This window comes from Primorskyibacter flagellatus, from assembly GCF_014638275.1.
GTDB classification, from domain to species: Bacteria; Pseudomonadota; Alphaproteobacteria; order Rhodobacterales; family Rhodobacteraceae; genus Pseudooceanicola; species Pseudooceanicola flagellatus_A.
The window spans coordinates 380,008-406,038 of sequence record NZ_BMFJ01000002.1 but is presented as its reverse complement, the minus strand read 5'-3'; the positions used below and the strand labels follow the sequence as shown (position 1 = coordinate 406,038).

The following is a 26,031-nucleotide window of genomic DNA, read 5'->3' as shown; positions in this document are numbered from 1 at the left end:
GGCGTTATCCGCGCAGGGCGGGGGCGCAGTTCACATGGGCGTTCGGCTTGCCGATGTGATGCGGGTTGATGATGAGGATCCACTGCTCCGCATAGCCCGGTGCCTTGGCGCGGGAATAGGAACAGCCGTCCGGAGTCGTAATCCACTGGGTTCCGGTGCGCTCCACGTTCGCCGGGACCTTGGGTTCGACATGAGTGCCGAGCGCGGCGGCGCCTTTCGCGGTCAGGGCGACGGAGGCGAGGACGAGGCCGATCTTGAGAAGCTGCATGGGTCTTTCCTTTCTTATCTTTGACTGGCGGTTACGTGACGGGGTTCTGGCCCGGCCCCGCGGTTGCGGGGTGGCGCAAATGCGGCGATCCCCTGGCCTTCCGGTCAGGTTTTAGCGGTGTGCGACACGGGGCTTCCGGCCCATGCCGCCTTGCCTCTTGGTCCGGGCTTGGGTAGCAGGTTCAGCGAATGTGACCGGAGGGACCGGGATGGACGATCTGAAAGCCAAATACCTTGACGCCATCGGGGCCGCCGCCGACGAGGCGACGCTCGAGGACCTGCGGGTACAGGCCGTTGGCAAGAAGGGCGAGATCAGCCTCAAGATGCGTGAATTGGGCGGGATGAGCCCGGAGGAGCGGCAGGTCGCCGGCCCCGCGCTGAACGCCCTGAAGGACGAGATCACCTCGGCCCTGGCCGCGAAGAAGGTGGCGCTGGCGGATGCGGCGTTGGATGAACGGCTCAAGTTGGAATGGCTGGACGTGACCCTGCCCGCGCGGGATCGCCGCGCCGGGACCGTGCACCCCGTGTCGCAGGTCTGGGAGGAATGCACCGCCATCTTCGCCGACATGGGCTTCGCCGTGGCCGAGGGTCCGCAGGTCGAGGATGACTGGTACAATTTCGACGCACTGAACATCCCCTCGCACCACCCCGCGCGGGCCGAGATGGACACGTTCTACATGCACCGCGCCGAGGGCGACAATCGCCCGCCGCATGTGCTCAGGACCCATACCTCTCCGGTGCAGATCCGGTCGATGCAGGCGCAGGGCGCGCCGATCCGGGTCATCGCGCCGGGCCGGGTCTATCGCGCGGATTACGACCAGACGCATACGCCGATGTTCCACCAGATCGAGGGGCTTGCGATCGACCGCGACATCTCCATGGCGAACCTGAAGTGGGTGCTTGAGGAGTTCTTCTCGGCCTATTTCGGCACCTCGGTGAAGACGCGGTTCCGGGCGTCGCACTTCCCGTTCACGGAACCCTCGGCCGAGGTCGACATTCAGTGTTCTTGGGAAGGCGGCACGGTGAAGGTCGGCGAGGGCGACGACTGGCTGGAGGTGCTCGGGTCCGGCATGGTGCATCCCAAGGTGCTCTCGGCGGCGGGCGTGGATCCGGCAGTGTGGCAGGGCTTTGCCTTCGGCATGGGGATCGACCGGATCGCGATGCTGAAATACGGGATCCCGGATCTGCGGGCGTTCTTCGACTCCGATCTGCGGTGGCTGCGGCATTACGGGTTCAGCGCGTTGCAGGTGCCGACGATAAGGGGTGGGGTGTAATCTCACCTGATCGGGGTGGTGGGGTGTGACCCCACCCCGCAGGGTTGCTCGGGGTGGCGTTTCGCCCCACCATGGTCATGCCGCCTTCGCAGGGTGGGACATCGATCCATTTCCTCAGGAGACTGTCATGACCGGCTCCGACCCCGTCACTTTCACCTTCGGCGATACAGAGGCGCTCTGCACCGAGGTCCTCGCCCTCGTCCGCGCCGGAAAGAAGACCGTGACCTGCGCTCCGCTGTCGGATTTCGGGCCGGGCAGGGACCCTTTGCCTGAGGTGGGGCGGCAGGATATCGCGCTGGAATGGGACGGTGCCCCTGCCGTGCAGATGGAAACCGAAGAGGTGCTGATCCTGCCGTTCAACGACGTCGGGCCCGAGCTGGTCGCCGACATGGCGGAGTTCCGGGATGTCGCCGATTTCCGCGCCCAGTATAAGGCGTATTTCGAGGCGCGGGGAAAGTGGACAGAGAACCTGACGCTTATGGTCGAGCGGTTCCGGGTGATCCGGGACTTCGGTGCGGAACCGCAGTGATCTGGTGGCTGAAGAGTAGAGTTCTACCCCACCACTTCCCTGCGCCCGAAGCGCCTCGCGCGCGGGATTGCCTGAAAAATTTGATCCGAGGGCGGCAAAAGGGTATCTTGCGGGTAAATTGATTTACCCGGAGCTTTTGTCATGCCGAGATTTTTCGCCCTTCTGTGCGGCCTTCTTGCCGCCACGCCCGCCTCTGCCATTACCCTTGGAGCCAATGCCATCGTCAACGGGGACGCAGAGACCGGCGACCTGACGGGATGGACCCATGACGGGATCGTGGCCACGACGTCTCTGACCCCGACCGTGCCGTTCGGGGCCTACAGCTTCACCTCCGCCACCGGTGCCATAACCGAAAGCATGAGCCAGATCATCGACCTCTCCGGTCTGGCCGCGTCCATCGATGCAGGCAATCTCGCGTGGGAGTTTTCGGCTCAGCTGCAGGACCGGCGGGTCAGTACGGCCATCGACGATGTGCAGCTTTCCCTGCGATTTCTGGACGGCGTGGGCGGATTCATCGGGCATATGCAGTTCAATGACCCGGAGAATGCCGTCGACCAATTCAACTGGAATTACGTGAGCGGGGCAAGCTTCGCGCCGTCCAGCACCCGCGCGGTGGAGGTGCTGGTTCACTTCTCGCGCAGTGCCGGAGCGTCCACGGATGCCTATGCGGATGAGATGTCTCTGGTGTTCAGGGATATTTCTGCGGTGCCGCTGCCGGGCGGGCTGGTTCTGCTCGGCTCCGCGCTTCTCGGGGCAGGGGTCGTCGGGCGGCGGCAGCGCGGTTGACTGTGTCGGCGGTGATGGCGGGCTAGAGCCCGCGCTACGGGTCGCTTCAAGCGATGCGGAGTGGACATTGCGTGGGGCCGGCTGCAGCCCGCCAATACCGCCATGCCCCGCGCCCCCGCCATTCCCGGTTGCGCCTGTCCTGTAACGCGGTATCTATCTGCCCGTCCGCCGACCTAGGAGCGCCGCATGAAATTCACCCTGTCCTGGCTGAAAGAGCATCTCGACACCACAGCCTCGCTTGACGAGATCGTGGAGACGCTGACCGACCTCGGGCTCGAGGTCGAGGGCGTTGAGGATCCGGCGAAGGCGCTCAGGGGCTTTACGATCGCCAAGGTCAATTCGGCCGAACAGCACCCCGATGCCGACAAGCTGCGGGTCTGCATGGTCCAGACCGACGAGGGCGAGAAGCAGATCGTCTGCGGCGCGCCGAATGCGCGGGCGGGGATCACGGTCGTTCTGGCCAAGCCGGGGATGTATATTCCGGGTCTGGACATCACCATTTCCGTCGGGAAGATCCGGGGAGTGGAGAGCCATGGCATGATGGCGTCCGAGCGCGAGATGGGGCTGTCGGACGAACATGACGGGATCATCGAACTGCCCTCGGGCGAGATCGGGGAGGAATTCGCGCACTGGCTGTCGGTGAACCGTCCGCAGGCGGTCGATCCGGTCATCGAGATCGCCATTACGCCGAACCGTCCCGATGCGCTTGGCGTGCGGGGCGTGGCACGGGACCTGGCGGCGCGGGGGCTCGGCACGCTGAAGCCGATGCGGGACTATGCGCTGGCAGACTCCGGAGCCTGCCCTGTTTCTGTCGAGATTGCCGAAGATGCGAAGGACGGGTGCTTCGTCTTCGCCGGACGTCTGGTGAAGGGCGTGAAGAACGGCCCCTCGCCGGACTGGCTGCAGGCGAAACTGCGCAGCATCGGGCTGCGCCCCATCTCGGCGCTGGTCGATGTGACGAACCTGTTCACCCACGACCTCAACCGCCCGCTGCACGTCTTCGATGCGGGCAAGGTGAAAGGCGGACTGCGGGTGCACCGCGCGGCTGGCGGAGAGGCTTTCACGGGCCTGGACGAAAAGGATTACGTGGTGCCGGAGGGCGCGCTGGTCATCTCCGACGACAACGGTGTTGAGAGCATCGGCGGCATCATGGGCGGGCTGGCGACGGGCTGCCAGATGGACACCACCGATGTCTTTGTCGAGGCTGCCGTGTGGGACCATATCTCTATCGCGCATGCCGGGCGCGGTCTGAAGATCAATTCCGATGCGCGGTATCGCAACGAACGGGGGATCGATCCTGCGTTCAACATGGAGGGGCTCGACCGGGCCTGCGCGCTGATCGTGGAACTGTGCGGCGGAACCGTGAGCGAGCCTGTCGTCGCGGGCGTCGTACCTGACGTGAGCCGGGCCTACCAGCTGGACACGGCGCGCTGTTCGTCGCTTGTCGGCATGGACATCCCGGCTGACGACCAGCGGGCGACGCTGGAACGGCTTGGCTTCCGGATGGAGGGGGACATGGCGAATGTGCCCTCCTGGCGGCCCGATGTGCTTGGCGAGGCTGATCTGGTGGAGGAGGTCGCGCGGATCGCCTCCCTCACGAAGCTGGTCGCGAAGCCGATGCCGCGGGCGCGCGCCGGGGTGCCTGCGCCGATCCTGACGCCGATGCAGAAGCGGGAACAGGTGGCGCGGCGCACGGCGGCAGCACTCGGCTACAACGAATGCGTGACCTATTCCTTCATCGACAAGGCGGCGGCATCCCTCTTCGGCGGAGGAACGGATGCGACCATGGTGGCCAATCCGATCTCGTCGGACATGAGCCACATGCGGCCCGCGCTGATGCCGGGTCTGTTGCGCGCGGCAGCGCGCAACCAGGCGCGGGGGGCCGGCGATCTGGCGCTGTTCGAGATCGGTGCCGCGTGGCATGGCGGAGAGCCGGGGGAGGAGCATGTGCTGATCTCCGGTCTGCTGGTCGGACGGACCGGGCCGAAGGACGTGCACGGGACGTCGCGGGCGGTCGACCTGTATGACGCCAAGGCAGATGCAGAGGCGGTTCTGGCCGCCATCGGTGCCCCCGCCAAGGTGCAGATCCTGCGCGGCGCGCGGGAGTGGTGGCATCCGGGTCGGCACGGCAAGATCTGCCTCGGGCCGAAGAAGGTGCTCGGCATCTTCGGCGAGATCCATCCGAAGATCCTGCGCGAGATGGATGTGAAAGGCCCCGCGGTCGGCTTCACCATCTGGCCGGCCGAGGTCCCGCTGCCGCGCGCGTCCGGGGCATCGAAAGGTGCGCTGGACCTGCGCGACCTTCAGGCGGTGGAGCGGGATTTTGCCTTTGTCGTCGACGCCGGGGTGGAGGCACTGACTTTAGTCAATGCCGCCGCCGGGGCGGACAAGGCGATGATCGAGGACGTCCGGGTGTTCGACGAATTCATCGGCGGCGCGCTTGGCGAGGGCAAGAAGTCGATTGCCGTCACAGTGCGTATCCAGCCGCAGGAGAAGACCCTCAAGGAGGCCGAGATCGAAGAGATCGCCGCGAAGGTGGTGGACAAGGTCGGCAAGGCCACTGGCGGCGTGCTTCGGGGCTGAACCGGGAGGGGGCGCTGCCCCCGCCGCGCGATGCGCGTCTCCCCCGGGATATTTGCGGCAAGGCGAACGAGGCGGGGGTTGCGTGGCGGCCCCCGTTTCCCTATGTAACGCGTCGAGAGGTTGGCGCGGGCGAGCGCCTCGCCAACCCGGTCAGGTCCGGAAGGAAGCAGCCGTAACGAGACCCGCTTGGGTCGTGTTCCAGCCTCTCACCCAACCCGAACCGGAGGCATCATGGATATTGCATGTGTTTTCCGGACGGAACGGCTCTGACGCCAAAGCGTCAGTGAACCAGACCGTCTGACGATGATCCGGACCGCGCCCTGAACGCGCGGTTCCCTGTCTTGTCCGTTCGGGAAACCCATCATGACCCTGTATTCTCTGGCCTATCTTGGCTGGACCCCCGCGCTGTCACGCGCATCGCAATCGCTGGCCGGAGACCTGGCCCTGACGCGCGACATTCGCGAGGACGACGCCCGGGGGCGGCATACGACGACCGCCCGCTACCTGCGGCGCACGCATGCGGGCGGCTGGCTGATCGACACGCCGGGCATGCGCGAACTTGGCCTGATCGAGGCCGGCGACGGGATAGCGGAAGTGTTTGCCGAAATCGAAGCGCTGGCGCTCGATTGCAGGTTCCGGGACTGTTCCCATGTGGCGGAACCCGGCTGCGCGGTTCAGGCTGCCATTGCCTGCAGCGAGATCGATGGCGACAGGCTGGCACGGTGGAACAAGCTGAAACGCGAGGACCGAATTGCGACGGAAACCGTTGCAGAGACCCGGGCGCGGCACAGGTCGCGAGAAAAGCTCTACGCGTCGGGGCGGGCACGTTCTCGGGAGAAGAGGCGCTAGGGGCGGAGCGTTGAAGGTGAGACTGCGTCGGTCGCCGGCCCCGGGGGTGGCCCCGGGTCCGAAGCGGGATCGGCGATGCGGACCCAGAGGATCAGGCCGGTGATGGCGATCGCCAGCAGGAGGGCGAGACCTGCCGGAAGTAGTGCAAGGCGACGCAGCCGACCTGAAGCGGGACGCAGGGTCAGCAGGAGCAGTGCCACGAAAGCGGCTGCCAGCTGCAGGCCGAAGAACAGCCCGATCCGGTTCATTCCACGGGTAAAGCCGTCGCCTGTCGGCGCGACCGTTGGCGGCACGAGAAGCGATGCAATCCAGAGGAGTGCCCATGTCCCCATAAGGGCAAGGAGCAGCCTGCGCCGGGTCAAAGGTTTCGCGCGCGGAACGTATCGCAGGCAGAGATGTCGGCGCTGTCGTATCCCGTGGCGAACCAGCGTGCGCGCTGTTCGGAGGTACCGTGCGTGAACGTGTGGGGCTGGGGCACGCGGCCGGCATTGCGTTGCAGCGTGTCGTCGCCGATCTGGCGGGCGGCGTTCAGTGCTTCCTCTATGTCGCCGGGCTCCAACATGCCCTCCACATGCGCGGCCCAGACACCGGAAAGGCAGTCCGCCTGAAGCTCAAGCCGGACCGTCAGCGCGTTCGCTTCCGTCTGGGAGGCGGCGCGGCGGGCCTCGGCCACCTGGGGCAGGATGCCGAGTTCGTTCTGGACGTGATGCGCGACCTCATGCGCGATCACGTAGGCCTGGGCGAAATCCCCCTTCGCGCCAAGCCGTTGCGAGAGGGTGGCGAAGAACTGGGTGTCGAGATAGGCCTTGCGGTCCGCCGGGCAGTAGAAGGGCCCGGTTGCGCCCGACGCACCGCCGCAGGGGCTGGCGGTCTGGCCGGAGAAAAGGACCAGCGTGGGCGCGCGGTACTGCCGCCCGGCCTGTTCGGGGAAAATCTGTGTCCAGACATCCTCTGTCGACCCGAGGACGGCCGCGGTGAAATCGGCTGCGCGCTGTTCCCCTTCGGTCAGGTCCCGCGGGGCCGAGCTTTCCGTCGGAGCGCCGTTCAGGATCGGGGTGACATCGATGCCGGTGAAATAGCCGATGGCCAGAACCAGAAGAACGCCGCCGATGCCAAGCCCGCCGATTGCGCCTCCGCGTCCGCCGGATCGGCGGCGGTCCTCGATGTTGGTGCTGCGCCGCGCGCCCCTCAGTCTCATGTCCGGATTCTCCTGCTGTCCGATAGTCAAGTCGTAGCGCAGGCCGCGGTTCCGGGAAAGCTTGGTGGACGATGGCGGCGCAGGGTCTTAGGTTGCCGTATCGAGAGCACGCCCGAGGAGCCGATGAGCGATTCCAAACCCGCCTACCAGGTGCTGGCCCGGAAGTACCGGCCCGAGACCTTTGCCGACCTCGTCGGGCAGGAGGCGATGGTCCGCACGCTGAAGAACGCCTTTGCCGCGGACCGGATCGCGCAGGCCTTCATCATGACGGGGATTCGCGGCACCGGGAAGACGACGACGGCGCGGATCATCGCCAAGGGCATGAACTGCATCGGGCCGGACGGGACAGGCGGGCCGACGACCGATCCCTGCGGGGTCTGCGAACATTGCCGCGCGATCATGGAAGGCCGCCATGTCGACGTGATGGAGATGGACGCCGCATCCAATACCGGCGTGAATGACGTGCGCGAGATCATCGATTCCGTTCACTACCGGGCGGCCTCCGCACGCTACAAGATCTACATCATCGACGAAGTTCACATGCTGTCGGTCAACGCGTTCAACGCGCTGCTCAAGACGCTCGAGGAACCGCCGGCACATGTGAAGTTCATCTTCGCCACGACCGAAATCCGCAAGGTCCCGGTCACGGTCCTGTCGCGCTGTCAGCGGTTCGACCTGCGCCGGATCGAGCCGGAGGTGATGATCGCCCTGCTGAAGAAGATCGCGGCGGCCGAGGGGGCGGAGATTGCCGAGGACGCGCTCGCGCTCATCACCCGCGCGGCGGAGGGTTCGGCGCGGGACGCGACCTCGCTGCTGGATCAGGCGATTTCGCACGGGGCCGGGGAAACGACTGCGGATCAGGTGCGCGCCATGCTCGGGCTGGCGGACCGGGGCCGGGTGCTTGACCTGTTCGAGATGGTGATGCGGGGCGACGCGGCAGCGGCGCTCGAGGAGTTGTCGGCCCAATATGCCGAGGGAGCGGATCCGCTGGCGGTCTTGCGCGACCTGGCAGAGATCACGCACTGGATCTCGGTCGTGAAGATCACCCCGGACGCGGCCGAGGATCCGACGATTTCCCCGACCGAACGGGCGCGGGGCACCGATCTGGCGGGGCGTCTGCCGATGCGAGCGATGACCCGGATGTGGCAGATGCTGCTCAAGGCGCTGGACGAGGTCGCGGCGGCTCCGAATGCCATGATGGCGGCAGAGATGGCGGTGATCCGGCTGACGCATGTGGCCGAACTGCCCTCGCCGGAAGATCTGGTGCGCAAGCTGAAGGACCAGCCGGTGCCACCTTCTCCGCCGGGCGGCGGCGGTGGTGTTTCCGCTGGTGCGGCGACCGCAACGACGGCCCGCGGCGCGCCCGCGCCGGGCGGACGGGTGCATGGCGTGGTGGCCGTGGCAGAGGATGCCGATCAGGCGCTGGCCCGCTACCCGACCTTCGAACATGTCGTGGAGCTGATCCGCTCCAACCGCGACGGCGTGCTGCTGGTCGAGGTGGAGACCTGCGTGCGCCTCGTCTCCTACCGGCCCGGTCGGATCGAATTCGTGCCGACGGAGACCGCGCCGCGCGATCTGGCCCAGAAGCTCGGGGCGCGGTTGCAGGGCTGGACCGGCAACAGATGGGCCGTGATCGTCGCCAACGAGGGCGGGGCGGAGACGATCGCCGAAAAGCGCGACGCCAAGGACCTAGCACTGAAGGCGGAGGCCGCCGCGCATCCGCTGGTGCAGGCTGTGATGGCGGCCTTTCCGAAGGCCGCGATCCGCACCATCCGCACGCCCGAGGATGTGGCGGCCGAAGCCGCGACCGAAGCGCTGGCCGAGGTCGAGGACGAATGGGATCCGTTCGAAGAAGACTGAGGGTTGCGGTGCTCGTGCCGGACTGAAGCCCGGCCTACGGCGACCGGTGGCACGTCTCGTCTGTTCGACACGCCAGCCTTTCTTCAGCGCCGCCCGGGGCCGGTCGCCCTTGCCCCCGTGGCGTGCGATTGCGATATACCGATCAACACACCCAACACGCGGAGACAGACGATGTTCAAAGGCCTCGGACAGATGGGCGACATGGCGAAGATGCTGAAGTCGGCCCAGGAGCTTCAGACCAAGGTGGTTGCGCTGCAGGAGCAGATGAACTCCATGACGGTGGAGGGACAGTCCGGCGCGGGGCTCGTCAAGGCGGTGGCGACCTACAAGGGTGAGCTCAAGACGCTGGACATCGACCCGTCGATCTTCAACCCGGACGAGAAGGAAGTGGTGGAGGACCTGATCCTCGCCGCGATCAAGGACGCGCAGCAGAAGGCGCAGGTGGAAAGCCAGGCGGAAATGGCCAAGCTGACCGAAGGCCTGGGCCTGCCCGCAGACTTCAAGATGCCATTCTGAGAAGGCCTTGGGCGGAGCATGAGCGCCAGCCGCGACATCGACGCGCTGATCGACATGATGGCGCGGCTCCCCGGTCTGGGCCCCCGCTCGGCCCGCCGGGCGGTGCTGCACATGATCCGCAAGAAGGAACTGCTGCTCACCCCGCTTGCGGACCTGATGCACCACGTGGCCGTGTCGGTGCGCGAATGCGAGACCTGCGGCAATATCGGCGGTGCGCGGCTCTGCGACATCTGCACCAGCGAAAAGCGCGGGACCGGCGAGATCTGCGTGGTGGAGGATGTCGCGGACCTCTGGGCGATGGAGCGGGCCGCCGTGTTCAAGGGGCGCTACCATGTGCTCGGCGGCACGCTGTCGGCACTTGATGCCATCGGTCCGGACGAACTCCGCATCCCGCGCCTTGTCTCGCGCGTGGCCGAGGAGAACGTGACCGAGGTGATCCTCGCCCTCAACGCCACGGTCGACGGCCAGACGACCGCACACTACATCGCGGATCAGCTCGAAGGCCGCGTCCGCCTGACCTCTCTCGCGCAGGGCGTGCCGATCGGTGGAGAGCTCGATTACCTCGACGACGGGACGATCACCGCCGCGCTGCGCGCGCGCAAGGAACTCTGATCCCCTTTCATCTTGCCCCAAATATCCTGGGGTGAACTGAGCCCGCGAGGGCTCAGGAGGGGCAACGCCCCTGCCTAGCCCAGAGCCTCCGCCGCCCAATCGGGAAATGCCCTGCCGGTCAGGATCAGCCCGGCGAGCCGTCCGAGTTCGTCGGAATTCTTCGCCGCCCGTCCACAGCCGCCGATGGCCGTGTGCACCCGCTCTGACAGGGAGGTCAGGTGCGGCAGCTGGTCCGGCGTGTAAGTGGTCACACAGGGCAGGGTGCGCATCCGTTCCACCGCCAGCCCGGGAATGCGGGCGCGGATCATGTCCTCGATCCTGCGCCCCGCCTCCGCATCGCCATCGGACCGGAACCAGTCGGTAAGGTCCTCACGCGTGATCAGGTCACGGTCGGCCGGGTCCCAGCCCATCTTCACGCAGATCGTCCCGTCCGGGTAGCGGATCGGCGGCAGAAGGTAGGGGTTGTCGCCCTCCGGATCCTGCCAGATCATCGACGGCATCGTAGCGAGCCGCGCGGCCTCGGCCGCGGGCAGTGCAAACAGGGCGACGGTGCGGGCATAGACCGTGATCGGCAGGGCGTCGCCAATGAGCAGGCGGGAAAACCCACCCGTGGCGATCAGGACCCGATCGAAGGTCAGGGTCCGTGTGGCGGTGCGCAGGTCGACGCCATTGGCGGTTTCGTCCAGCCCCAGCACCTCCTCGGCCAGATGCATCGCGCCGGCACGGGTCGCGGCGGCAATCTGGGCGGAGACGAGCGCACGGGGAGAGATATGCCCCGCATCCGTCGCTTCGAACCGGCCAAGCGTGTCTGCGGGAAAGGCGAAGCAGGGAAAGCGTTCGGCCAACGCCGCATGATCGAGCGTTTCGCAGGGAATACCGTCACGCGCCGCGACCCGGGCGATGTCCTCCATCTTGGGCGATCCCCCGGGTCCCGCCATGAGGCAGCCGACGGGGCAATAGAAACGGATGCCCGAGGCGGCCTCGATTTCAGCATAGCGCGCGATGGACGCGCGGGAGGCACGGGACCAGAACGGCATCGGGTCCAGCCCGCGTGTGATGCGCCCCTCGTCGTAGTGCGATCCGAAGACGCCGTCGTGCGTGGTCCTGTCCACGGGCTCCAGCGGGCCGATCAGGGTGATGTCGGCGCCGCCGAGCGCAAGGTGGCGGGCAGCGGCGGACCCGATCAGACCGGCACCGATGACGGCAAGCTTCATAGGCAACTCTCCTGTATTTCAGCGGGACTAAACGGCAGCGCGGCGGGAAAGGGAAGGCGTCATGCTTGACGGGCAGAGGCAGCGGTGCCTAGCGTCGGTCATGTCGCTCATCCTCAGCAACCGACCGTTCCGTCTGCTGTTTTCCGCAACTGCCGCCGCCAACCTCGGCGACGGTCTCGCCGCGCTCGCCTTCCCCTGGGTGGCGACGCTGCTGACCCGCGATCCTGTGCTGATCGCGCTGGTCGCCTTTGCCACGCGCCTGCCGTGGTTCCTGTTCGCCGTACCGGTCGGGGTGCTGGTCGACCGGGGCGACCGGCGGCGGCTGATGATCCGGGCCGATGTCTTCCGGTTCCTGCTGGTGCTGATGGTGGTCGCACTTGTCGCGCCCGGCGGGGACACGGTGACGGGCGATCTTCGGGTGATGGCACTGGCGGCCTTTGCCTTCCTTCTCGGCACGGCTGAGGTGGTGCGGGACAATGCCGCCCAGACCCTGCTGCCCGCGCTCGTCCCGCGTGACCGGCTCGAGGTCGCCAACGGCCAGCTCTGGAGCGTTGAGCAGGTTGCCGGGTCCTTCGTCGGTCCGCCGCTGGCCGGGCTGCTGATCGCATGGGCAGTGCCTGCGCCCTTCGCGGCCGAGGCGCTGTGTTTCGCGCTGGCCGCCTGGTGCGTCTGGTGCATCGCCGCCCCGGTGCGGATCGCGGCGGTCCCGCGCGGCCTGCTGACCGAGGCGCGGGAGGGCTGGGCCTGGCTGCGCGCGCGTCCCGTTCTGCTGCGGCTAGCGCTGATGCTCGGCCTGATGAACGCCATGTCCATGATGGTGCTGACGGTCTTGGTGCTGTTCTCGCAGGAGGTGCTGGGGATGTCGGCTGCGGGGCACGGGATCCTGCTGACCTTCGGGGCGGCGGGCGGTGTTGCGGGCGGGCTGTTCGGCCCGCGGGTCATCGCGCGGATCGGGGCGCAGCGGACGCTGCACCTGGCGCTTGTGCTGATGGTCGTGCCTTTCCTTGCCATCGGGCTGACCGCGTCTCCGGCAATCGTCGCGGCGGCCCTGTTCGCAGAGATGGTGGCGGCGCTGCTCTGGAACATCGTCACGGTGTCCTACCGGCAGAGGATCATCCCGGACGCCCTGCTGGGCCGGGTCAACGCGATCTACCGATTCTTCGGCTGGGGCCTGATGCCATTCGGCGCGCTGGCGGCAGGATGGATCGTGGCGGCGGCGGAGCCGGGGATCGGCAGGGAGGCCGCGCTGCGCCTGCCGTTCCTGCTGAGCGCGGGCGGCGCGGCGGCAATGGCGGTCTACGGCACGCTGCGACTGCGGCTCTGAAACGAAAAAGGCGCGGCACCCGCCGGGGTCCGCGCCTTGTCCCGTTCACCGGATGAGACCGATCAGGGCTGTTCGTCGTCATCCTCGTCATCGTCCGGCAGATTGAAGAAGCTGTCGGCGTCCACGAGGTTGTCTTCCTTGTCGTCGTCATCGTCGGACAGCGAGAAGGTCTCGAGCCCTTCGATCGCGGTCGGGATGCGCGGCTCCGTCTCCATGCCGAGCGACTGCTCGGTCGACAGCAGCTTGCGCCGCTCGTCGTCGGTCATGGCCTGGCCTTCGGCGGCCTTCTTCGCGGCGGCCTTCTGAACGGCGGCGTCCAGTTCGGACTGCTTGCAGAGACCAAGCGCAACCGGGTCGATCGGCTGCATCGAGGCGATGTTCCAGTGGGTGCGCTCACGGATCGACTGGATCGTCGGCTTGGTGGTGCCGACCAGCTTGGAGATCTGGCCGTCGGTCAGCTCAGGGTGGAACTTCACCAGCCAGAGAATCGAGTTCGGACGGTCCTGCCGCTTGGACAGCGGGGTGTAGCGCGGGCCGCGGCGCTTTTCCTCACCGACGGCGGCGGGGTTGAATTTCAGTTTCAGCCTGAACAGCGGGTCGGCTTCGGCCTTGTCGATGTCGTCCTGGGTCAGCTGGTTGTTGGTGACGGGATCGAATCCCTTCACGCCCGCGGCGACGTCACCGTCGGCGATGCCCTGCACCTCCAGCTCGTGCATGCCGGTGAAATCGGCGATCTGCTTGAAGGTGATGGTGGTGTTGTCCACCAGCCAGACGGCGGTGGCCTTTGCCATGATCGGTTTGCTCATCTCGGCGCTCCTTCTCGAATCGAACGGCCCGGATACGGCTTTCCCGGCGCCTGCCGGGACAGGCTGCACCGTTTTGGTGCGGGTTACCGTTGTCGGGGAACTTGGCGGCTATATAGTGCCCCCCGACACATATTGAAAGAGAGAATGATGCTGCGTTTCCTGGCCGCCCTTCTGGTTCTGGGCCTGCCGCTGCGGGCCGAAGGCGAACGGCCGGGCGACTACGACTACCTGCTGCTGTCGCTCAGCTGGTCGCCGACGTGGTGCGCGCTGGAGGGTGACGCGCGCAACTCGCCGCAATGCACCGGGGACAAGGATTTCGGCTGGGTGCTGCACGGGCTCTGGCCGCAGAACGAGCGCGGCTACCCGTCCTACTGCCCGAGCTCGAAACGCCCGCCTTCGCGACGAATGACGGCGGAGATGGCGGATATCATGGGCACCCCCGGCGTTGCCTGGCACCAGTGGAAGAAGCACGGCTCCTGCACCGGGCTGGAGGCGGATCAATACTATGGCCTGATGCGCCTTGCCTATGGCAAGATCACCCGTCCCGCCGTGCTGCGCGATCTGGGGCGGGACGTGACGCTCCCGGCCTCCGTCGTGGAGGAGGCGTTTCTCGACGCCAACCCCGGCCTTCAGCGCGACCAGATCACCATAACCTGCCGGGACGGGCGGATACAGGAGGCGCGTGTGTGTCTCGACATGCAGCTGAACCCCCGCCGGTGTGGAGACGACGTGATCCGGGATTGCAGGATGACGGACGCGCTGCTCGCCAAGGTGCGCTGACCCGGCCCCGGAGGGCGCTGCCCTCCGGACCTCCCGGGATATTTTCGGCAAAGTGAAAGGGCGCGGTTTTCATCTTGCCGAAATATCCTGGGGTGAGGCGCGGCACGCGACGAGGGGCAAGGCCCCTCAGCCGACCTTCAGGACAATCTTGCCGATATGGGCGCTGGTCTCCATCCGGGCATGGGCGCTGGACGCATCCTCCAGCGCGAATTCGCTGTCCATGACGGGCGCGATCCGGCCCGCATCCAGCAGGGGCCAGACGTGGTCGCGCAGGCCCCGGGCAATGTCCGCCTTGGCTGCGTCGGACTGGGGGCGGAGAGTCGAGCCGGTGATCGTCAGGCGCTTCGTCATGACCTGCGCGAAGTTCAACTCGGCCTTGGGGCCGCCGAGGAAGGCGATAAAGACGAGCCGCCCCTCGGTCGCAAGGCAGGAGACGTCGCGCGGTATGTAGTCGCCGCCGACCATGTCGAGGATCAGGTCGGCGCCGCCCTCGGCCTTCAGGACCTTGGTGAAATCCTCTTCCCTGTAGTTGATGGCACGTTCCGCGCCAAGCTCCACGCAGGTGGCACATTTGTCGGCTGACCCGGCGGTCGCAAAGACCCGCGCGCCGAAGAGTTTCGCAAGCTGGATCGCCGTCGTGCCGATGCCGGAGGAGCCGCCGTGAACGAGGAATTTCTCGCCCGCCTTCAGGCCGCCGCGCATGAAGACATTGGTCCAGACGGTGAAGTAGGTTTCGGGCAGGCAGGCGGCTTCCTTCAGGCCCATGCCGTCGGGCACGGGCAGGCAGTGGGCCGCCGGGGTGGCGACGTATTCGGCATATCCGCCGCCGGGCAGCAGGGCGCAGACCTGATCGCCCACCTTCGGCCAGCTGACGCCTTCGCCGGTGCCGACGACTTCGCCTGACGCCTCAAGCCCCGGCAGGTCGGAGGCATCGGGAGGGGGAGCATATTTGCCGGCGCGTTGCAGCGCGTCGGGGCGGTTCACCCCGGCGTAGGCGACCTTGATGACCACCTGCCCGGCCAGCGGTTCGGGCCGGGGGCGGCGGGTCGGCTTCAGGACCTCCGGGCCGCCGGGTTCACTGATTTCGATGGCGCGCATGTCGGTCATTCTGGTCCTCCGTCCGTTTCGGCGCGACTATTGTCCCGCCGCTGCGGGAAGTCCACCGGTTCAGGCGCGCCCGCCCGGCAGGTCGTCGTGGCGGCGCGGGGCGCGGATCATGTTCAGCAGGGAGCCGGGGGCGCTCAGCACGCGGCCGAGCGGGCCAGAGGTGATGCGACCCTTCACCTTTTCGAACTGCATGACATCGGCGATGCGCCGGTCGAGGAAGTCCCAGGTGGCCTGGTGGCCCGGCGTCTCGTCGCCAAGCCAGAACAGAAGGGTGGAGCCGATCACGCCCGAGAGGGTCATCCGCTTGGTGTACCAGTTGTAGTCTTCCGACGTGTCGCCAAGCGCGGTCCATATCCGGTCGGCAGTGTGCCAGAGCATACGCGCCCCGTCCGGCGCGTTCAGCGGCAGGGCATTCTGGGTCATCGCGCGGCGCAATGCTTCCTTGTCGGAAATCGACTCGATCCTCAGGCGCACGGCATGGGTCACCCGTTCGGTATAGCGCATGGCGGACAAATCCTCGGCCGCCAGCCGGTCGGCCATAAGCGCATCGCCCCGGTCGTGCCAGGCGCGGGCAAGGTCGCGGGCGCCGCGGGGGAAGAGGCCGCGCGCCAGGGTTTCATCGACGCCGGTGTCCTTGACGGCCTCTCGGAAGGCGGTGTCGGACCAGCCGTCGAAAGGGACGTGGGACAGGATGGCGTCGATCATCCGGTCTGTCGTGGTGTCCTGCGGGGTGGCGTCGGTCATCGGGTCCTCCGTGGTCGGTGCACTGGACAGATAGGGCAAAACTGGCTATACGGCCACTTCCTGCAGCTCTTGCAACTCTAACCTAGGAAGGTGGTGACACCACATGCAGGTTTCTGTTCGCGACAACAATGTCGATCAGGCGCTCCGTGCGCTGAAGAAAAAGCTCCAGCGCGAAGGCGTGTTTCGGGAAATGAAGCTCAAGCAGCATTTCGAGAAGCCCTCCGTCAAGAAGGCGCGCGAGAAGGCCGAAGCGATTCGGCGTGCCCGCAAGCTGGCGCGCAAAAAAGCGCAGCGCGAAGGCATGGTCTGACCGACCGTTCCGAACGAAAGTTCAAGCGACCCCCGTGGCCCGGCCCCGGGGGTTTGTTTTTTCTTCAGGACTGGCGTCGAACGCAGATTGGCCGGAGCGGGGACAGTCGCTCCGGCCGTACTGCTCTGCCCGGCCCTCCGAGGGAGAGGACCTGCCTCGGGACCTCAGCTGTGCTTGCGGGGGGCGGGGACGCAGACGGGCTGCGGCTCCGGCTCCAGGGGAAGGGTGCAGACCCCGCCGGTGGCCAGCGCTCCGGTGCTGGGGTCGGCACCGGTGGTGGCGAGGAGCGTGGCCATAAGGGTGACGGCGCTGGCAAGCGCGGCGACCACGATACGGGGAGAAATGCGTTTCATGCGTCAAATCCTGGTTCGGGCCGCTTGGCGTGGGCCCGGCTTTTTCAATGACGTCAGGTTAGCCCGGGCCGCAGGCGGGCGCGAGTAGGGAGAACCCTACCTCAGCCCCGTGCCTCGGCCAGGATCATGTCGGCGGCCTTTTCCGCGATCATGATGGTCGGTGCATTGGTGTTGCCGCTGGTAATCCGCGGCATGACCGAGGCATCCACCACCCGCAACCCGCCGATCCCGCGCATCTGCAGCGTGGCGTCCAGCGGGGCGGCGTCGTCGGTTCCCATGCGCACCGTGCCGACGGGGTGGAAGATGGTGGTGCCGATCTCTCCGGCGGCGCGCGCGAGGTCGGCGTCGGAGTCAGCGGCGCTGCCGGGCTTGACCTCCTCCGGGCGGTAGGCGGCCATGGCGGGCTGCGCCATGATCCGCCGGGTCAGGCGGATGGCGTCGATCGCGACGCGCCGGTCCCCTTCGGTCGACAGGTAGTTCGGGGCGATCTTTGGCGCGGTCATTGGGTCGGGCGAGGCGATGTCGATGCGGCCGCGACTTTCCGGCCTGAGGTTGCAGACGGAGGCGGTGATCGCGGGATAACTGTGCAGCGGCTGCCCGAAGGCGTCGAGGCTCAGCGGCTGGACGTGGTATTCCAAATCGGGCGTCGCAAGGTCGGGGCGGGACCGGGTGAATGCGCCAAGCTGGGAGGGCGCCATGGTCATCGGCCCGCGTCTGCGGACGGCATAGTCCATGCCGATCGCCATCTTGCCCCAGAGCGAATTGGCCAGCGTGTTCAGCGTCTTCGCACCCGTAAGCCGCCAGGAACAGCGCAGTTGCAGGTGATCCTGCAGATTGCCGCCGATCCCGGGCATGTCGGCAATGACCTCGATCCCGTGGTCGCGCAGCAGCGATGCCGGACCGATGCCGGAAAGCTGGAGCAGCGCGGGGGAGTTCACCGCCCCGGCCGACAGGATGACCTCGCGCTGCGCGGTGGCCCGGTGCAGCTGGCCGTTCCGGCGGTATTCGACACCGGTGACCTTCCGCCCTTCGGTCAGCAGGCGGGTGGTATGGGCGTGGGTTTCGACCCTCAGGTTCGGGCCGGAGGCCGTGCGCAGGAAGGCCTTGGCGGTGTTCATCCGCCAGCCGTTCCTCTGGTTCACGCGGAAATAGCCCACGCCCTCGTTGTCTCCGGTGTTGAAATCGGGGGTGCGGGGAATTCCCTCGGCTTCGGCCGCCGCGATCCAGTCGTCCAGCAGCTTCCAGTGCAGGCGCTGGTTCTCCACCCGCCACTCGCCGCCTGCGCCGTGATGGTCGGATTTGCCGTCGACGTAATCCTCGGACTTCATGAAATAGGGCAGGACATCGTCCCAGCCCCATCCCGTCAGCCCGGACTGCCGCCAGCCGTCGTAGTCCGCCGCCTGCCCGCGGAGGTAGAGCATGCCGTTAATGGAGGAACAGCCGCCCAGCACCTTGCCGCGCGGGTAAAGCACGGAGCGCCCGGCCAGGCCCGGTTCCTCTGCCGTGCGATACATCCAGTCGGTGCGCGGATTGCCGATGCAGTAGAGATACCCCATGGGGATATGCACCCAGTGGTAGTTGTCCTGTCCTCCGGCCTCCAGGATCAGGGTGCGATGGCCCGCCTGGCTCAGCCGCTTGGCCAGTACGCAGCCCGCGCTGCCCGCGCCGACAATGATATAATCCCAGTCCATGACGGTCCTCCCCCTGCCGCGACCCTAGACCGGAAGCGCGGTGGTCTTGAAGACCGTTCTGAGCGCGAAAGACGACTGCATCTGCTGCACGCCGGGCAGGCGGGACAGGTGCTGGCGGTGGATGCGGGCGAAATCCTCCGTGCTGTCCGCGACGACCTTGAGGATGTAGTCCGCCGTTCCGGCCATCAGGTGACACTCCAGGATCTCGGGCACGCGCTTCACCTCGGCCTCGAAAGCGTCGAGTATCTCGTCCGCCTGTCCCTGAAGCTTGATCTCGACAAAGACGGTGGACGGCAGGCCGATCTTCCGCGGGTCCAGCAGGGCGACGTAATCGCGCACGACGCCTTCCGATTCCAGCCGCTGAACCCGGCGATGGCAGGCAGAGGCGGACAGGCCGACCTTTTCCGACAGATCCGCGTTGGAAATGCGGCCCTGCACCTGGATCACGCGCAGGATCCGCCGGTCGATCGTGTCCAGTTCCATGCTGCTCTCCCGGCCAGTGCTACGGCCGGGAGATTATTCGAAGGTCGCGCCCTTTGGCGAGACCGGATTGTCGGGAGCGCGCCTCAGGCGGGCTTTTTCAGCGAATCGCGGATTTCCAGCAGGACGTCCAGTTCGGTCGGACCTGCGGGCGCTTCCTCGGCCGGCTGATCCGGCTTGCGCTCGATCGATTCCTTGGCGCGGTTGACGGCCTTGACCAGCATGAAGACCACGAAGGCGATGATCAGGAAGTTGAAGACCGCCATGATGAAGGAACCATAGGCAAAGACAGCAGCCCCGGCTTCGCGCGCGGCCTCGAGGCTGTCGTAGGAGCCGTCACCGGAGAGCACGGCAAAGTTGTTGGTGAAATCGACCCCGCCGGTGAACAGGCCGACAATCGGGTTGATGAGGTCGTCGACCATGGATTTCACGATCGCGGTGAAGGCCGCACCGATGATGATACCAACGGCCATGTCCATGACATTACCCTTGGCGATGAAGGCCTTGAATTCGTTCAGCATTTTTAGCTCCCACAGTAAAATTGCGCACCTGTATACAACCAAATGCACAGTCTATGCCACCCGGATGCACAGACAGAGGCCTAGTAACATTGCGTCACAAATTCTACCTCGCTGATGCAACCAGTGGAGTGATGCCATGTTTCCCGATGATTTTCCGATAAATAATCGCTGGCCGGCAAAGGACCCTTCGGTCCTCCAGCTTTATTCCTTCCCGACCCCGAACGGGGTCAAGGCTTCGATCATGCTTGAGGAAACCGGTATCCCTTACGAGCCTCACAGGATCACGCTTGCCGATGCGGACGTGAAAAGTCCGGAGTTCCTTTCGCTGAACCCCAACAACAAGATTCCCGCGATCATCGATCCGAACGGCCCGGACGGCACGCCGCTGGCCCTGTTCGAAAGCGGGGCGATCCTGATCTACCTTGCCGACAAGGCCGGGAAATTCATCGGCAGCACTGCGTCGGACCGGGCGCATGTGATCCAGTGGCTGATGTTCCAGATGGGCGGGCTTGGTCCGATGCTCGGCCAGCTTGGCTACTTCTACAAGTTTGCCGGGGCCGAGATCGAGGACCCGCGCCCGCGCGACCGCTACATCAACGAAGCGAAACGCCTGCTCGCCGTTCTCGAAGGTCAGATGGCCGGAAAGGACTGGATCGCGGGCGACTATTCCATTGCCGACATCGCTCTGGTGCCCTGGCTCAAGTCGCTCGACTTCTACGGCGCGAAAGAGGTGCTCGGCTGGGACGCGCATCCGAACCTGATCGCCTGGGTCGACCGCTTCAACGCCCGCCCGGCGGTGCAGCGCGGCTCCACCATTCCGGCTCAATAAAGTGCGAATGCAGGGGCGACCGAGTGCCCCTGCATTTCATCTTGCCTCAAAATATCCCCGCCGGAGGCTTCCGCAGGTGCCACCGGCGCGGGGTTCAGAGGGTGATGCGGAACAGTGCAAAGCCGCCTTCGCCCGCACCGGCCTCTTCGATTGTGACGCCTTTCACGTCGGCGGCGTATTTGGCCGCGCCGGGTCCGGTTTCGAACAGGACCGTGGTGCCGTCCATCGGGGCGAAGGTCCAGTTGGCGTCGGCGGCGGGGCTGATCGTGCCCTTTTCCACGATGTAGCGGACGATGATGTCGCGGTTGGTGTCCGGGCCTTCGAAGATCACCGTGTCACCCATGGCGCCGGGGAAGGACCCGCCGCCCGAGGCGCGGTAGTTGTTGGTGGCGACCACGAACTCCATGTCATCGGTGACCGGCTGTCCCTCGAACGTCAGGTTCACGATGCGGGAGGTGCCCGGTGCGACCTCCGCCCCGTCCTTGTCGAAACGGTTGGGCTGGCTCAGATCAATCTGGTAGCTCACCCCGTCGATCACGTCGAAGTTGTAGGAGGGGAAGCTGTCACTCAGAAGTTTCGCATCCGTCGACCCCGGTTCGATCTGGTTGAACATGCCTGCGGAGCGGTCGAGCCAGCCGCGCAGCTGTTCGCCGTTGATCTTCACCGCGCGGATCGTGTTCGGATAGAGGTAGAGGTCGGCGACATTCTTGATCGCGACATCGCCGACCGGCACTTCGGTGTAATACTCCGGACCGCCCCGGCCGCCGGCCTTGAAGGGCGCACCTGCGGATAGGATCGGCAGGCCTTCCCATTTTGTGCCCTTCATCATCTCGGCGATATACCAGGTCTGGGCGTTGGTCACGACCTGGACGGAGGGGTCGTCGGCGACCAGTGCGAAGTAGGAATGCAGCGGCGTGTCGGTCTTGCCGACGGCGCGTCGGACATAGTCCAGCGTGGCGTCATGGTCGCCCTGAACCGCGGCCAGCACAGTCGGCACGCTCTCAACCAGCGCGGTGATGGACCGGTCTTCATTGCGCTTGGAGATCGGGCGGGTTGCTGTTTCCGACATCAGCACGCGCCACTCTGCCCCGTCCTTCTCCAGCATCAGGTCGATGACGCCGAGGTCCGACCCCCAGAAGCCGCCCATGACCGCGGGTTTGCCGTGGATGGTGCCCTTGGCGGCGTCGACCGCGGCAAAGCCGTCGAACTTGGGCGAGGGGAAGACCAGATGGGAATGGCCGGTCATCAGGGCGTCGATGCCGTCGACCTCGGCCAGCGGGACGGAGGCGTTTTCCATCCCGTCCTCGTGCTGCGCCGATCCGATACCGGAGTGGGAGAGCGCGATGATGACATTGGCCCCCGCCTCCTTCATCTGCGGAACCCAGGCCTTCGCGGTTTCCACGATGTCGCGGGCCTGCACGTTGCCCTCGAGGTGCTTGCGGTCCCAGTTCATGACCTGCGGCGGGACAAAGCCGATGAGGCCGACCTTGATCTGGTGTTCCACTCCGTCGCCGTCCGTCACCACGCGGTCGAGGATGACATAGGGCTTGAGCAGGGTTTCGTCCTTCGTCGGGTCAGCGCCGAGTTTCTTTGCTATGTTGGCCGAGACCACCGGGAAGTTCGCGCCCGCCAGCGCCTTTTCCAAGAAGGACAGGCCGTAGTTGAATTCGTGGTTTCCGAGGGTCGAGGCCTCGTAACCAAGCGTGTTCATCGCCTGGATGACGGGGTGCATGTCACCGTCCTTCATGCCCCGCTCGTAGGCGATGTAGTCGCCCATGGGGTTGCCCTGAAGGAAATCGCCGTTGTCCACGAGGATGGAATTCGTCGCCTCGGCCCGGATGTCGGCGATATGCGCGGCGGTGCGGGCCAGGCCGACCGTGTCGTCGGGTTTGTCGCTGTAATAGTTGTACGGAAAGACATGCACGTGCAGGTCGGTGGTTTCCATGATCCGCAGGTGAACCTGGCTGCCGGCGGCGCGGGCGGAATAGGGGTGCAGGGCGATCATCGTGGCTCCGGCGGCGGCGGTGCCTAGAAAGGCACGGCGGGAGAGGGCGGTCGAGGTTCTGAGGGTCATGGCTGTCTCCTGATTCCATCGCGGGCACCGTGTCACCGTTACATGACACCTGCCCGACAGTCGCGCCTTGTTGCCTCCAAGTCATCTGCTAATGGCACCGGGCGGCGCGATGCCTTCCGGATGGGCGGAGCTGTGCCATTGCGCTCTGCGGCGCGGCGGGGCAGGGTCGGCGCGAAATCGGCAGCGGGAGGACAGGACATGCGGCATGCGGAGGAAGTGACCTTCGGCACTTCGGGACTGGACCGTGCGGCCGAACTGCGCGGCAGGGACGAAGACCTGCGTGCGGCGCATCGGGCGCCGGGATCGGTCTGCATCCTTATGTGGCGGGGGTTTCCGCTGTTGGCCGGGGATGCGGTGCTGGCGCGCCTGCCGATGGATCATCCCGTGCTTCAAGGACGAGAGGGCGACCCGGTCCTCCTTGGACGCGAGCAGACGGGGCTTGTCTTCGCCCGCGACATTTCCGAATGGTCGCCGCCGGATGCCCCGGCGGACCTTGGCCCCGGACGGTCGCAGGGCGCGCCGCTGCCGCATCATCCCGAGATCGAACAGGGGCTCGACTTTGGCGATCTGCGCGGGGTGATGGGACGGATCGGGCGGCGCGACGCAGAGCTGATCTCGACCGCGCGGGCCTTGTTCAACTGGCATTCCACGCATCGTTTCTGCGCCCGTTGCGGCCAGCCGAGCCGGATCACGCAGGCGGGCTGGCAGCGCAGCTGCGACAGCTGCGGCGGCCAGCATTTCCCACGCACCGATCCCGTGGTCATCATGCTCATCACCCATGGCAACGACCTGCTGCTTGGCCGCTCTCCCGGCTGGCCGGAGGGCATGTGGTCGCTGCTGGCCGGGTTCGTCGAACCGGGCGAGACCATCGAGGCGGCGGTGCGGCGCGAGGTACTGGAGGAATCGCAGGTCCCCGTCGGGCGCGTGTCCTACCTGTCCAGCCAGCCCTGGGCCTTTCCCAACTCGCTCATGTTCGGCTGCCACGGGGAAGCGACCGGCCGCGACATCACTGTCGATCCGGTCGAACTGGAGGACGCGCGGTGGTTTTCGCGCGAAGAGATGGTCGACGTGCTGGCGGGGACACATTCGATGATCCGGCCGATGCGGAGGGGGGCCATCGCGGAGTTTCTGGTGCGCAACTGGGTTGCGGATACACTGGATTGACGTAACTGCACTTTGTCGGCCAGACAGCCGGGGGTTGATATGCCGCAGCGGATCGCGCAGAGCTAACCCCGCAGGACCACCGTGCTGGACGACCGGCCAGGAACAAGGGCAGCCGCATGAAATTTTCCACTCGCGCTGACATCGACGCGCCGATCGACCACGTCTTTGCCGAGCTGTCGGATTTTCCGGCCTTCGAACGGGGGGCGATGCGACGGGGCGCTCTGGTCAAACGGCTGGACAGCCAGCAGACGCGCGGCCCCGGCATGCAATGGCAGGCGGATTTCACCTGGCGCGGGCGGGCGCGAACGGTTCTTGTCGATCTGGCTGATTTCGACGGTCCGAACCATATCGGGCTGAGCGGCAAGTCGGGCGGGCTGAACGGGTTCTGCGACATCGAACTGATCGAACTGTCGCCGAAGAAGACCCGGATGAAGCTGGCGCTCGACCTCAAGCCGCAGACCCTTTCGGCGCGGCTTCTGATCCAGTCGCTGAAGCTGGCCAAGGGATCGGTGGACAAGCGGTTCCAGTCCCGTGTCGCCGAATATTCCAGCGAGATCGCCGCGCGCTACCGCAAGTCCGCCTGAACCTAGTGGCGCAGCTGCGCCGCCGGGTAGACGCCGAGAACCTCGACCATCTGGGTGAAATAGCGCAGCTCGTCCAGGGCGAGGCGGACGTTCGGATCGTCCGGGTGGCCCTCTATGTCGGCGTAAAACTGGGTCGCGGTAAAGCTGCCGCCGACCATGTAGCTTTCCAGCTTGGTCATGTTCACCCCGTTGGTGGCAAAGCCGCCCATGGCCTTGTAGAGCGCGGCGGGGATGTTGCGGACCTCGAAGACGAAGGTCGTGACCATTCCCCGGTCGCCGCGCCTGCGGTGATCGGGTTCGCGTGACATGACAAGGAAGCGGGTGGTGTTGTGGCCGTGGTCCTCGATATCTCGTGCCAGCACGTCAAGCCCGTAAATCCCGGCGGCGATCTCGCTGGCCAGCACGCCTTCGCGCCGGTTGCCGCTCTCGGCCAGTTCCGCCGCGGCCCCTGCGCTGTCGGCGGCGGCCTCTCCGGCGATGGAGTGCTTGCGCAGGAAGGTGCGCGCCTGCGGCAGGAGGACAAGATGGGCGCGGACGCGGTCAATTTCGGATAGTTTCACGCCGGGCAGGGCCATCAGTGAGATGCGGACCCGCACGAAGGCCTCGTCCACGATATGCAGGCCGCTTTTCGGCAGAAGGGAATGGATGTCGGCGACGCGGCCATAGGTCGAATTCTCGACCGGCAGCATGGCCAGTTCGGCGGTACCGTCGAGCACGGCGTCGATGCATTCCTCGAAGGTCGCGCAGGGCAGCGGATCGTGGTCGGGACGGGCATCGCGGCAGGCTTCGTGCGAATAGGCGCCCAGTTCGCCCTGAAATGCGATCTTCGGTTTCGTCATGCAAATCCCTTCCGCGTCCCGGACCCCCGGTCGATTGGTCGCGGTAACTACACCTTGCGTCAGAGGAGGGGAAGCATATAGATACGCGCCGAACGCTGACATAACATCAGGACGCCCTTCTCATGTTCGACACGATGACTCTGACCAAGGTTGGCGGCGCTATCTGCGGCGCGCTGCTGGTTTTCCTGCTGGGAAACTGGGCTGCGGAACTGCTCTATTCGACCGAGGCCGGCGGCCATGGTGAAGAGCACGCACAGGCCTACGTGATCGAGGTCGAGGATGCGGGCGACGCCGGCGCAGCCGAAGAGGAAGGCCCGGATTTCGCCACACTGCTGGCCAGCGCCGATGTGGACGCCGGCGCAAAGGTGTTCGGGAAGTGCAAGGCCTGCCACAAGATCGACGGCTCCAATGCCACCGGCCCGCATCTGGACGGTGTGGTCGGCCGCGCGGTCGATGCCGTGGACGGCTTCGCCTACTCCGGCGCACTCGAGGAGCATTTCGACACCTGGTCGCCGGAAAACCTGAACGTGTTCCTGGAAAATCCGAAGGGCGCCGCGCCGGGCACCAAGATGTCCTTCGCCGGTCTGAAGAAGGCGCAGGAACGCGCCGATCTGGTTGCCTATCTCCAGTCGCTCGGCGGGTGAGGCCAGACGGACCGACGCTGCATTTCAGGGCCAGCCCGACCGGGCTGGCCTTTTCATTTGCCGGAACGCTGCGGGCGCGCGCGTTCACGCCGC

Annotated in this window: 28 protein-coding genes and 1 other RNA gene; 16 read left to right on the top strand and 13 right to left on the bottom strand. The window is 66.1% G+C overall.

Annotated elements, in window-relative coordinates:
• Positions 1-4 precede the first annotated feature (4 nt).
• On the bottom strand, positions 5-268 hold the full coding sequence (locus tag IEV87_RS16235; protein WP_188478868.1) for a hypothetical protein: 264 nt from the start codon (positions 266-268) through the stop codon (positions 5-7).
• A gap of 208 nt (positions 269-476) precedes the next feature.
• Between IEV87_RS16235 and pheS the strand changes: the two genes are divergently transcribed.
• From pheS to rsgA, 6 genes are all read left to right on the top strand, one after another.
• Positions 477-1,541 (top strand): phenylalanine--tRNA ligase subunit alpha, encoded by a 1,065-nt coding sequence (gene pheS / locus IEV87_RS16230; RefSeq protein ID WP_188478867.1) that lies wholly within the window; start codon positions 477-479, stop codon positions 1,539-1,541.
• 127 nt (positions 1,542-1,668) lie between these two features.
• A complete protein-coding gene (locus IEV87_RS16225) occupies positions 1,669-2,070 on the top strand; it encodes an ASCH domain-containing protein (RefSeq protein ID WP_188478866.1) in 402 nt (133 codons plus the stop codon).
• 141 nt (positions 2,071-2,211) lie between these two features.
• Positions 2,212-2,856, top strand: a complete 645-nt coding sequence (locus IEV87_RS16220) for a VPLPA-CTERM sorting domain-containing protein (protein WP_188478865.1) — start codon at positions 2,212-2,214, stop codon at positions 2,854-2,856.
• Positions 2,857-3,042: 186 nt separating this feature from the next.
• Positions 3,043-5,439 (top strand): phenylalanine--tRNA ligase subunit beta, encoded by a 2,397-nt coding sequence (gene pheT, locus IEV87_RS16215; protein WP_188478864.1) that lies wholly within the window; start codon positions 3,043-3,045, stop codon positions 5,437-5,439.
• Positions 5,440-5,553: 114 nt separating this feature from the next.
• Positions 5,554-5,650, top strand: an RNA gene (gene ffs / locus IEV87_RS16210) — signal recognition particle sRNA small type.
• A gap of 152 nt (positions 5,651-5,802) precedes the next feature.
• Positions 5,803-6,288: a GTPase RsgA gene (gene rsgA, locus IEV87_RS16205; protein ID WP_188478863.1), complete on the top strand. Its 486-nt coding sequence runs from the start codon at positions 5,803-5,805 to the stop codon at positions 6,286-6,288.
• Here the strand turns inward: rsgA and IEV87_RS16200 are convergent.
• Positions 6,285-6,620: a hypothetical protein gene (locus IEV87_RS16200; protein ID WP_188478862.1), complete on the bottom strand. Its 336-nt coding sequence runs from the start codon at positions 6,618-6,620 to the stop codon at positions 6,285-6,287. The genes rsgA and IEV87_RS16200 overlap by 4 nt on opposite strands.
• A gap of 26 nt (positions 6,621-6,646) precedes the next feature.
• A complete protein-coding gene (ypfJ, locus tag IEV87_RS16195) occupies positions 6,647-7,486 on the bottom strand; it encodes a KPN_02809 family neutral zinc metallopeptidase (RefSeq protein WP_188478861.1) in 840 nt (279 codons plus the stop codon).
• Between the two features lie 123 nt (positions 7,487-7,609).
• Here ypfJ and IEV87_RS16190 point away from each other — a divergent pair, with 123 nt between their 5' ends.
• The 3 genes from IEV87_RS16190 (at position 7,610) to recR (ending at position 10,474) form a co-directional block, all read left to right on the top strand.
• Positions 7,610-9,346, top strand: coding sequence for a DNA polymerase III subunit gamma/tau (locus tag IEV87_RS16190; protein WP_188478860.1), 1,737 nt, complete (start codon positions 7,610-7,612; stop codon positions 9,344-9,346).
• Between the two features lie 171 nt (positions 9,347-9,517).
• On the top strand, positions 9,518-9,862 hold the full coding sequence (locus tag IEV87_RS16185) for a YbaB/EbfC family nucleoid-associated protein (protein WP_188478859.1): 345 nt from the start codon (positions 9,518-9,520) through the stop codon (positions 9,860-9,862).
• Positions 9,863-9,880: 18 nt separating this feature from the next.
• Positions 9,881-10,474 (top strand): recombination mediator RecR, encoded by a 594-nt coding sequence (gene recR, locus IEV87_RS16180; RefSeq protein ID WP_188478858.1) that lies wholly within the window; start codon positions 9,881-9,883, stop codon positions 10,472-10,474.
• A 74-nt stretch (positions 10,475-10,548) separates the two neighbouring features.
• Here recR and IEV87_RS16175 read toward each other — a convergent pair whose 3' ends face one another.
• The gene (locus IEV87_RS16175; RefSeq protein ID WP_188478857.1) at positions 10,549-11,688 is read right to left on the bottom strand and encodes an FAD-dependent oxidoreductase; all 1,140 of its coding nucleotides are present in this window, start codon (positions 11,686-11,688) and stop codon (positions 10,549-10,551) included.
• Positions 11,689-11,749: 61 nt separating this feature from the next.
• Here IEV87_RS16175 and IEV87_RS16170 point away from each other — a divergent pair, with 61 nt between their 5' ends.
• Positions 11,750-13,012 (top strand): MFS transporter, encoded by a 1,263-nt coding sequence (locus tag IEV87_RS16170; RefSeq protein WP_229737664.1) that lies wholly within the window; start codon positions 11,750-11,752, stop codon positions 13,010-13,012.
• A gap of 62 nt (positions 13,013-13,074) precedes the next feature.
• On the opposite strand, the gene IEV87_RS16165 is transcribed toward IEV87_RS16170, so the two are convergent.
• On the bottom strand, positions 13,075-13,818 hold the full coding sequence (locus IEV87_RS16165; protein WP_188478856.1) for a DUF1013 domain-containing protein: 744 nt from the start codon (positions 13,816-13,818) through the stop codon (positions 13,075-13,077).
• Between the two features lie 147 nt (positions 13,819-13,965).
• Here IEV87_RS16165 and IEV87_RS16160 point away from each other — a divergent pair, with 147 nt between their 5' ends.
• Positions 13,966-14,598: a ribonuclease T2 family protein gene (locus tag IEV87_RS16160; protein ID WP_188478855.1), complete on the top strand. Its 633-nt coding sequence runs from the start codon at positions 13,966-13,968 to the stop codon at positions 14,596-14,598.
• A gap of 126 nt (positions 14,599-14,724) precedes the next feature.
• Here the strand turns inward: IEV87_RS16160 and IEV87_RS16155 are convergent, their stop codons facing one another.
• Together IEV87_RS16155 and IEV87_RS16150 are read right to left on the bottom strand one after the other, a co-directional pair.
• Positions 14,725-15,705, bottom strand: a complete 981-nt coding sequence (locus IEV87_RS16155) for an NAD(P)H-quinone oxidoreductase (protein ID WP_188478854.1) — start codon at positions 15,703-15,705, stop codon at positions 14,725-14,727.
• Between the two features lie 60 nt (positions 15,706-15,765).
• Positions 15,766-16,449 (bottom strand): COQ9 family protein, encoded by a 684-nt coding sequence (locus IEV87_RS16150; RefSeq protein ID WP_188478853.1) that lies wholly within the window; start codon positions 16,447-16,449, stop codon positions 15,766-15,768.
• Between the two features lie 103 nt (positions 16,450-16,552).
• Between IEV87_RS16150 and rpsU the strand changes: the two genes are divergently transcribed.
• The gene (gene rpsU, locus IEV87_RS16145; RefSeq protein WP_188478852.1) at positions 16,553-16,759 is read left to right on the top strand and encodes a 30S ribosomal protein S21; all 207 of its coding nucleotides are present in this window, start codon (positions 16,553-16,555) and stop codon (positions 16,757-16,759) included.
• Positions 16,760-16,923: 164 nt separating this feature from the next.
• Here rpsU and IEV87_RS16140 read toward each other — a convergent pair whose 3' ends face one another.
• The 4 genes from IEV87_RS16140 to mscL all read right to left on the bottom strand — a co-directional run bounded on the left by IEV87_RS16140 (position 16,924) and on the right by mscL (position 19,804).
• Positions 16,924-17,112, bottom strand: coding sequence for a hypothetical protein (locus IEV87_RS16140; RefSeq protein ID WP_188478851.1), 189 nt, complete (start codon positions 17,110-17,112; stop codon positions 16,924-16,926).
• Positions 17,113-17,213: 101 nt separating this feature from the next.
• Entirely contained in the window at positions 17,214-18,803 is a 1,590-nt protein-coding gene (locus tag IEV87_RS16135; RefSeq protein ID WP_188478850.1) for a GMC family oxidoreductase, read from the bottom strand.
• A 24-nt stretch (positions 18,804-18,827) separates the two neighbouring features.
• Entirely contained in the window at positions 18,828-19,286 is a 459-nt protein-coding gene (locus IEV87_RS16130) for an Lrp/AsnC family transcriptional regulator (RefSeq protein WP_188478849.1), read from the bottom strand.
• 83 nt (positions 19,287-19,369) lie between these two features.
• Positions 19,370-19,804, bottom strand: coding sequence for a large conductance mechanosensitive channel protein MscL (gene mscL / locus IEV87_RS16125; RefSeq protein ID WP_188478848.1), 435 nt, complete (start codon positions 19,802-19,804; stop codon positions 19,370-19,372).
• 136 nt (positions 19,805-19,940) lie between these two features.
• On the opposite strand from mscL, the gene IEV87_RS16120 reads away from it, so the two are divergent.
• Positions 19,941-20,633: a glutathione binding-like protein gene (locus IEV87_RS16120; protein ID WP_188478847.1), complete on the top strand. Its 693-nt coding sequence runs from the start codon at positions 19,941-19,943 to the stop codon at positions 20,631-20,633.
• Positions 20,634-20,727: 94 nt separating this feature from the next.
• On the opposite strand, the gene IEV87_RS16115 is transcribed toward IEV87_RS16120, so the two are convergent.
• Positions 20,728-22,707 (bottom strand): bifunctional 2',3'-cyclic-nucleotide 2'-phosphodiesterase/3'-nucleotidase, encoded by a 1,980-nt coding sequence (locus tag IEV87_RS16115; RefSeq protein WP_188478846.1) that lies wholly within the window; start codon positions 22,705-22,707, stop codon positions 20,728-20,730.
• A 198-nt stretch (positions 22,708-22,905) separates the two neighbouring features.
• Between IEV87_RS16115 and nudC the strand changes: the two genes are divergently transcribed.
• Positions 22,906-23,871, top strand: a complete 966-nt coding sequence (nudC, locus tag IEV87_RS16110; RefSeq protein ID WP_188478845.1) for an NAD(+) diphosphatase — start codon at positions 22,906-22,908, stop codon at positions 23,869-23,871.
• A gap of 116 nt (positions 23,872-23,987) precedes the next feature.
• Positions 23,988-24,455 (top strand): SRPBCC family protein, encoded by a 468-nt coding sequence (locus IEV87_RS16105; protein WP_188478844.1) that lies wholly within the window; start codon positions 23,988-23,990, stop codon positions 24,453-24,455.
• Positions 24,456-24,457: 2 nt separating this feature from the next.
• Here IEV87_RS16105 and IEV87_RS16100 read toward each other — a convergent pair whose 3' ends face one another.
• Positions 24,458-25,294, bottom strand: coding sequence for a prephenate dehydratase (locus tag IEV87_RS16100; RefSeq protein ID WP_188478843.1), 837 nt, complete (start codon positions 25,292-25,294; stop codon positions 24,458-24,460).
• Between the two features lie 122 nt (positions 25,295-25,416).
• Here IEV87_RS16100 and IEV87_RS16095 point away from each other — a divergent pair, with 122 nt between their 5' ends.
• Positions 25,417-25,938 (top strand): c-type cytochrome, encoded by a 522-nt coding sequence (locus tag IEV87_RS16095; RefSeq protein WP_188478842.1) that lies wholly within the window; start codon positions 25,417-25,419, stop codon positions 25,936-25,938.
• The last annotated feature ends 93 nt before the right edge of the window (positions 25,939-26,031 follow it).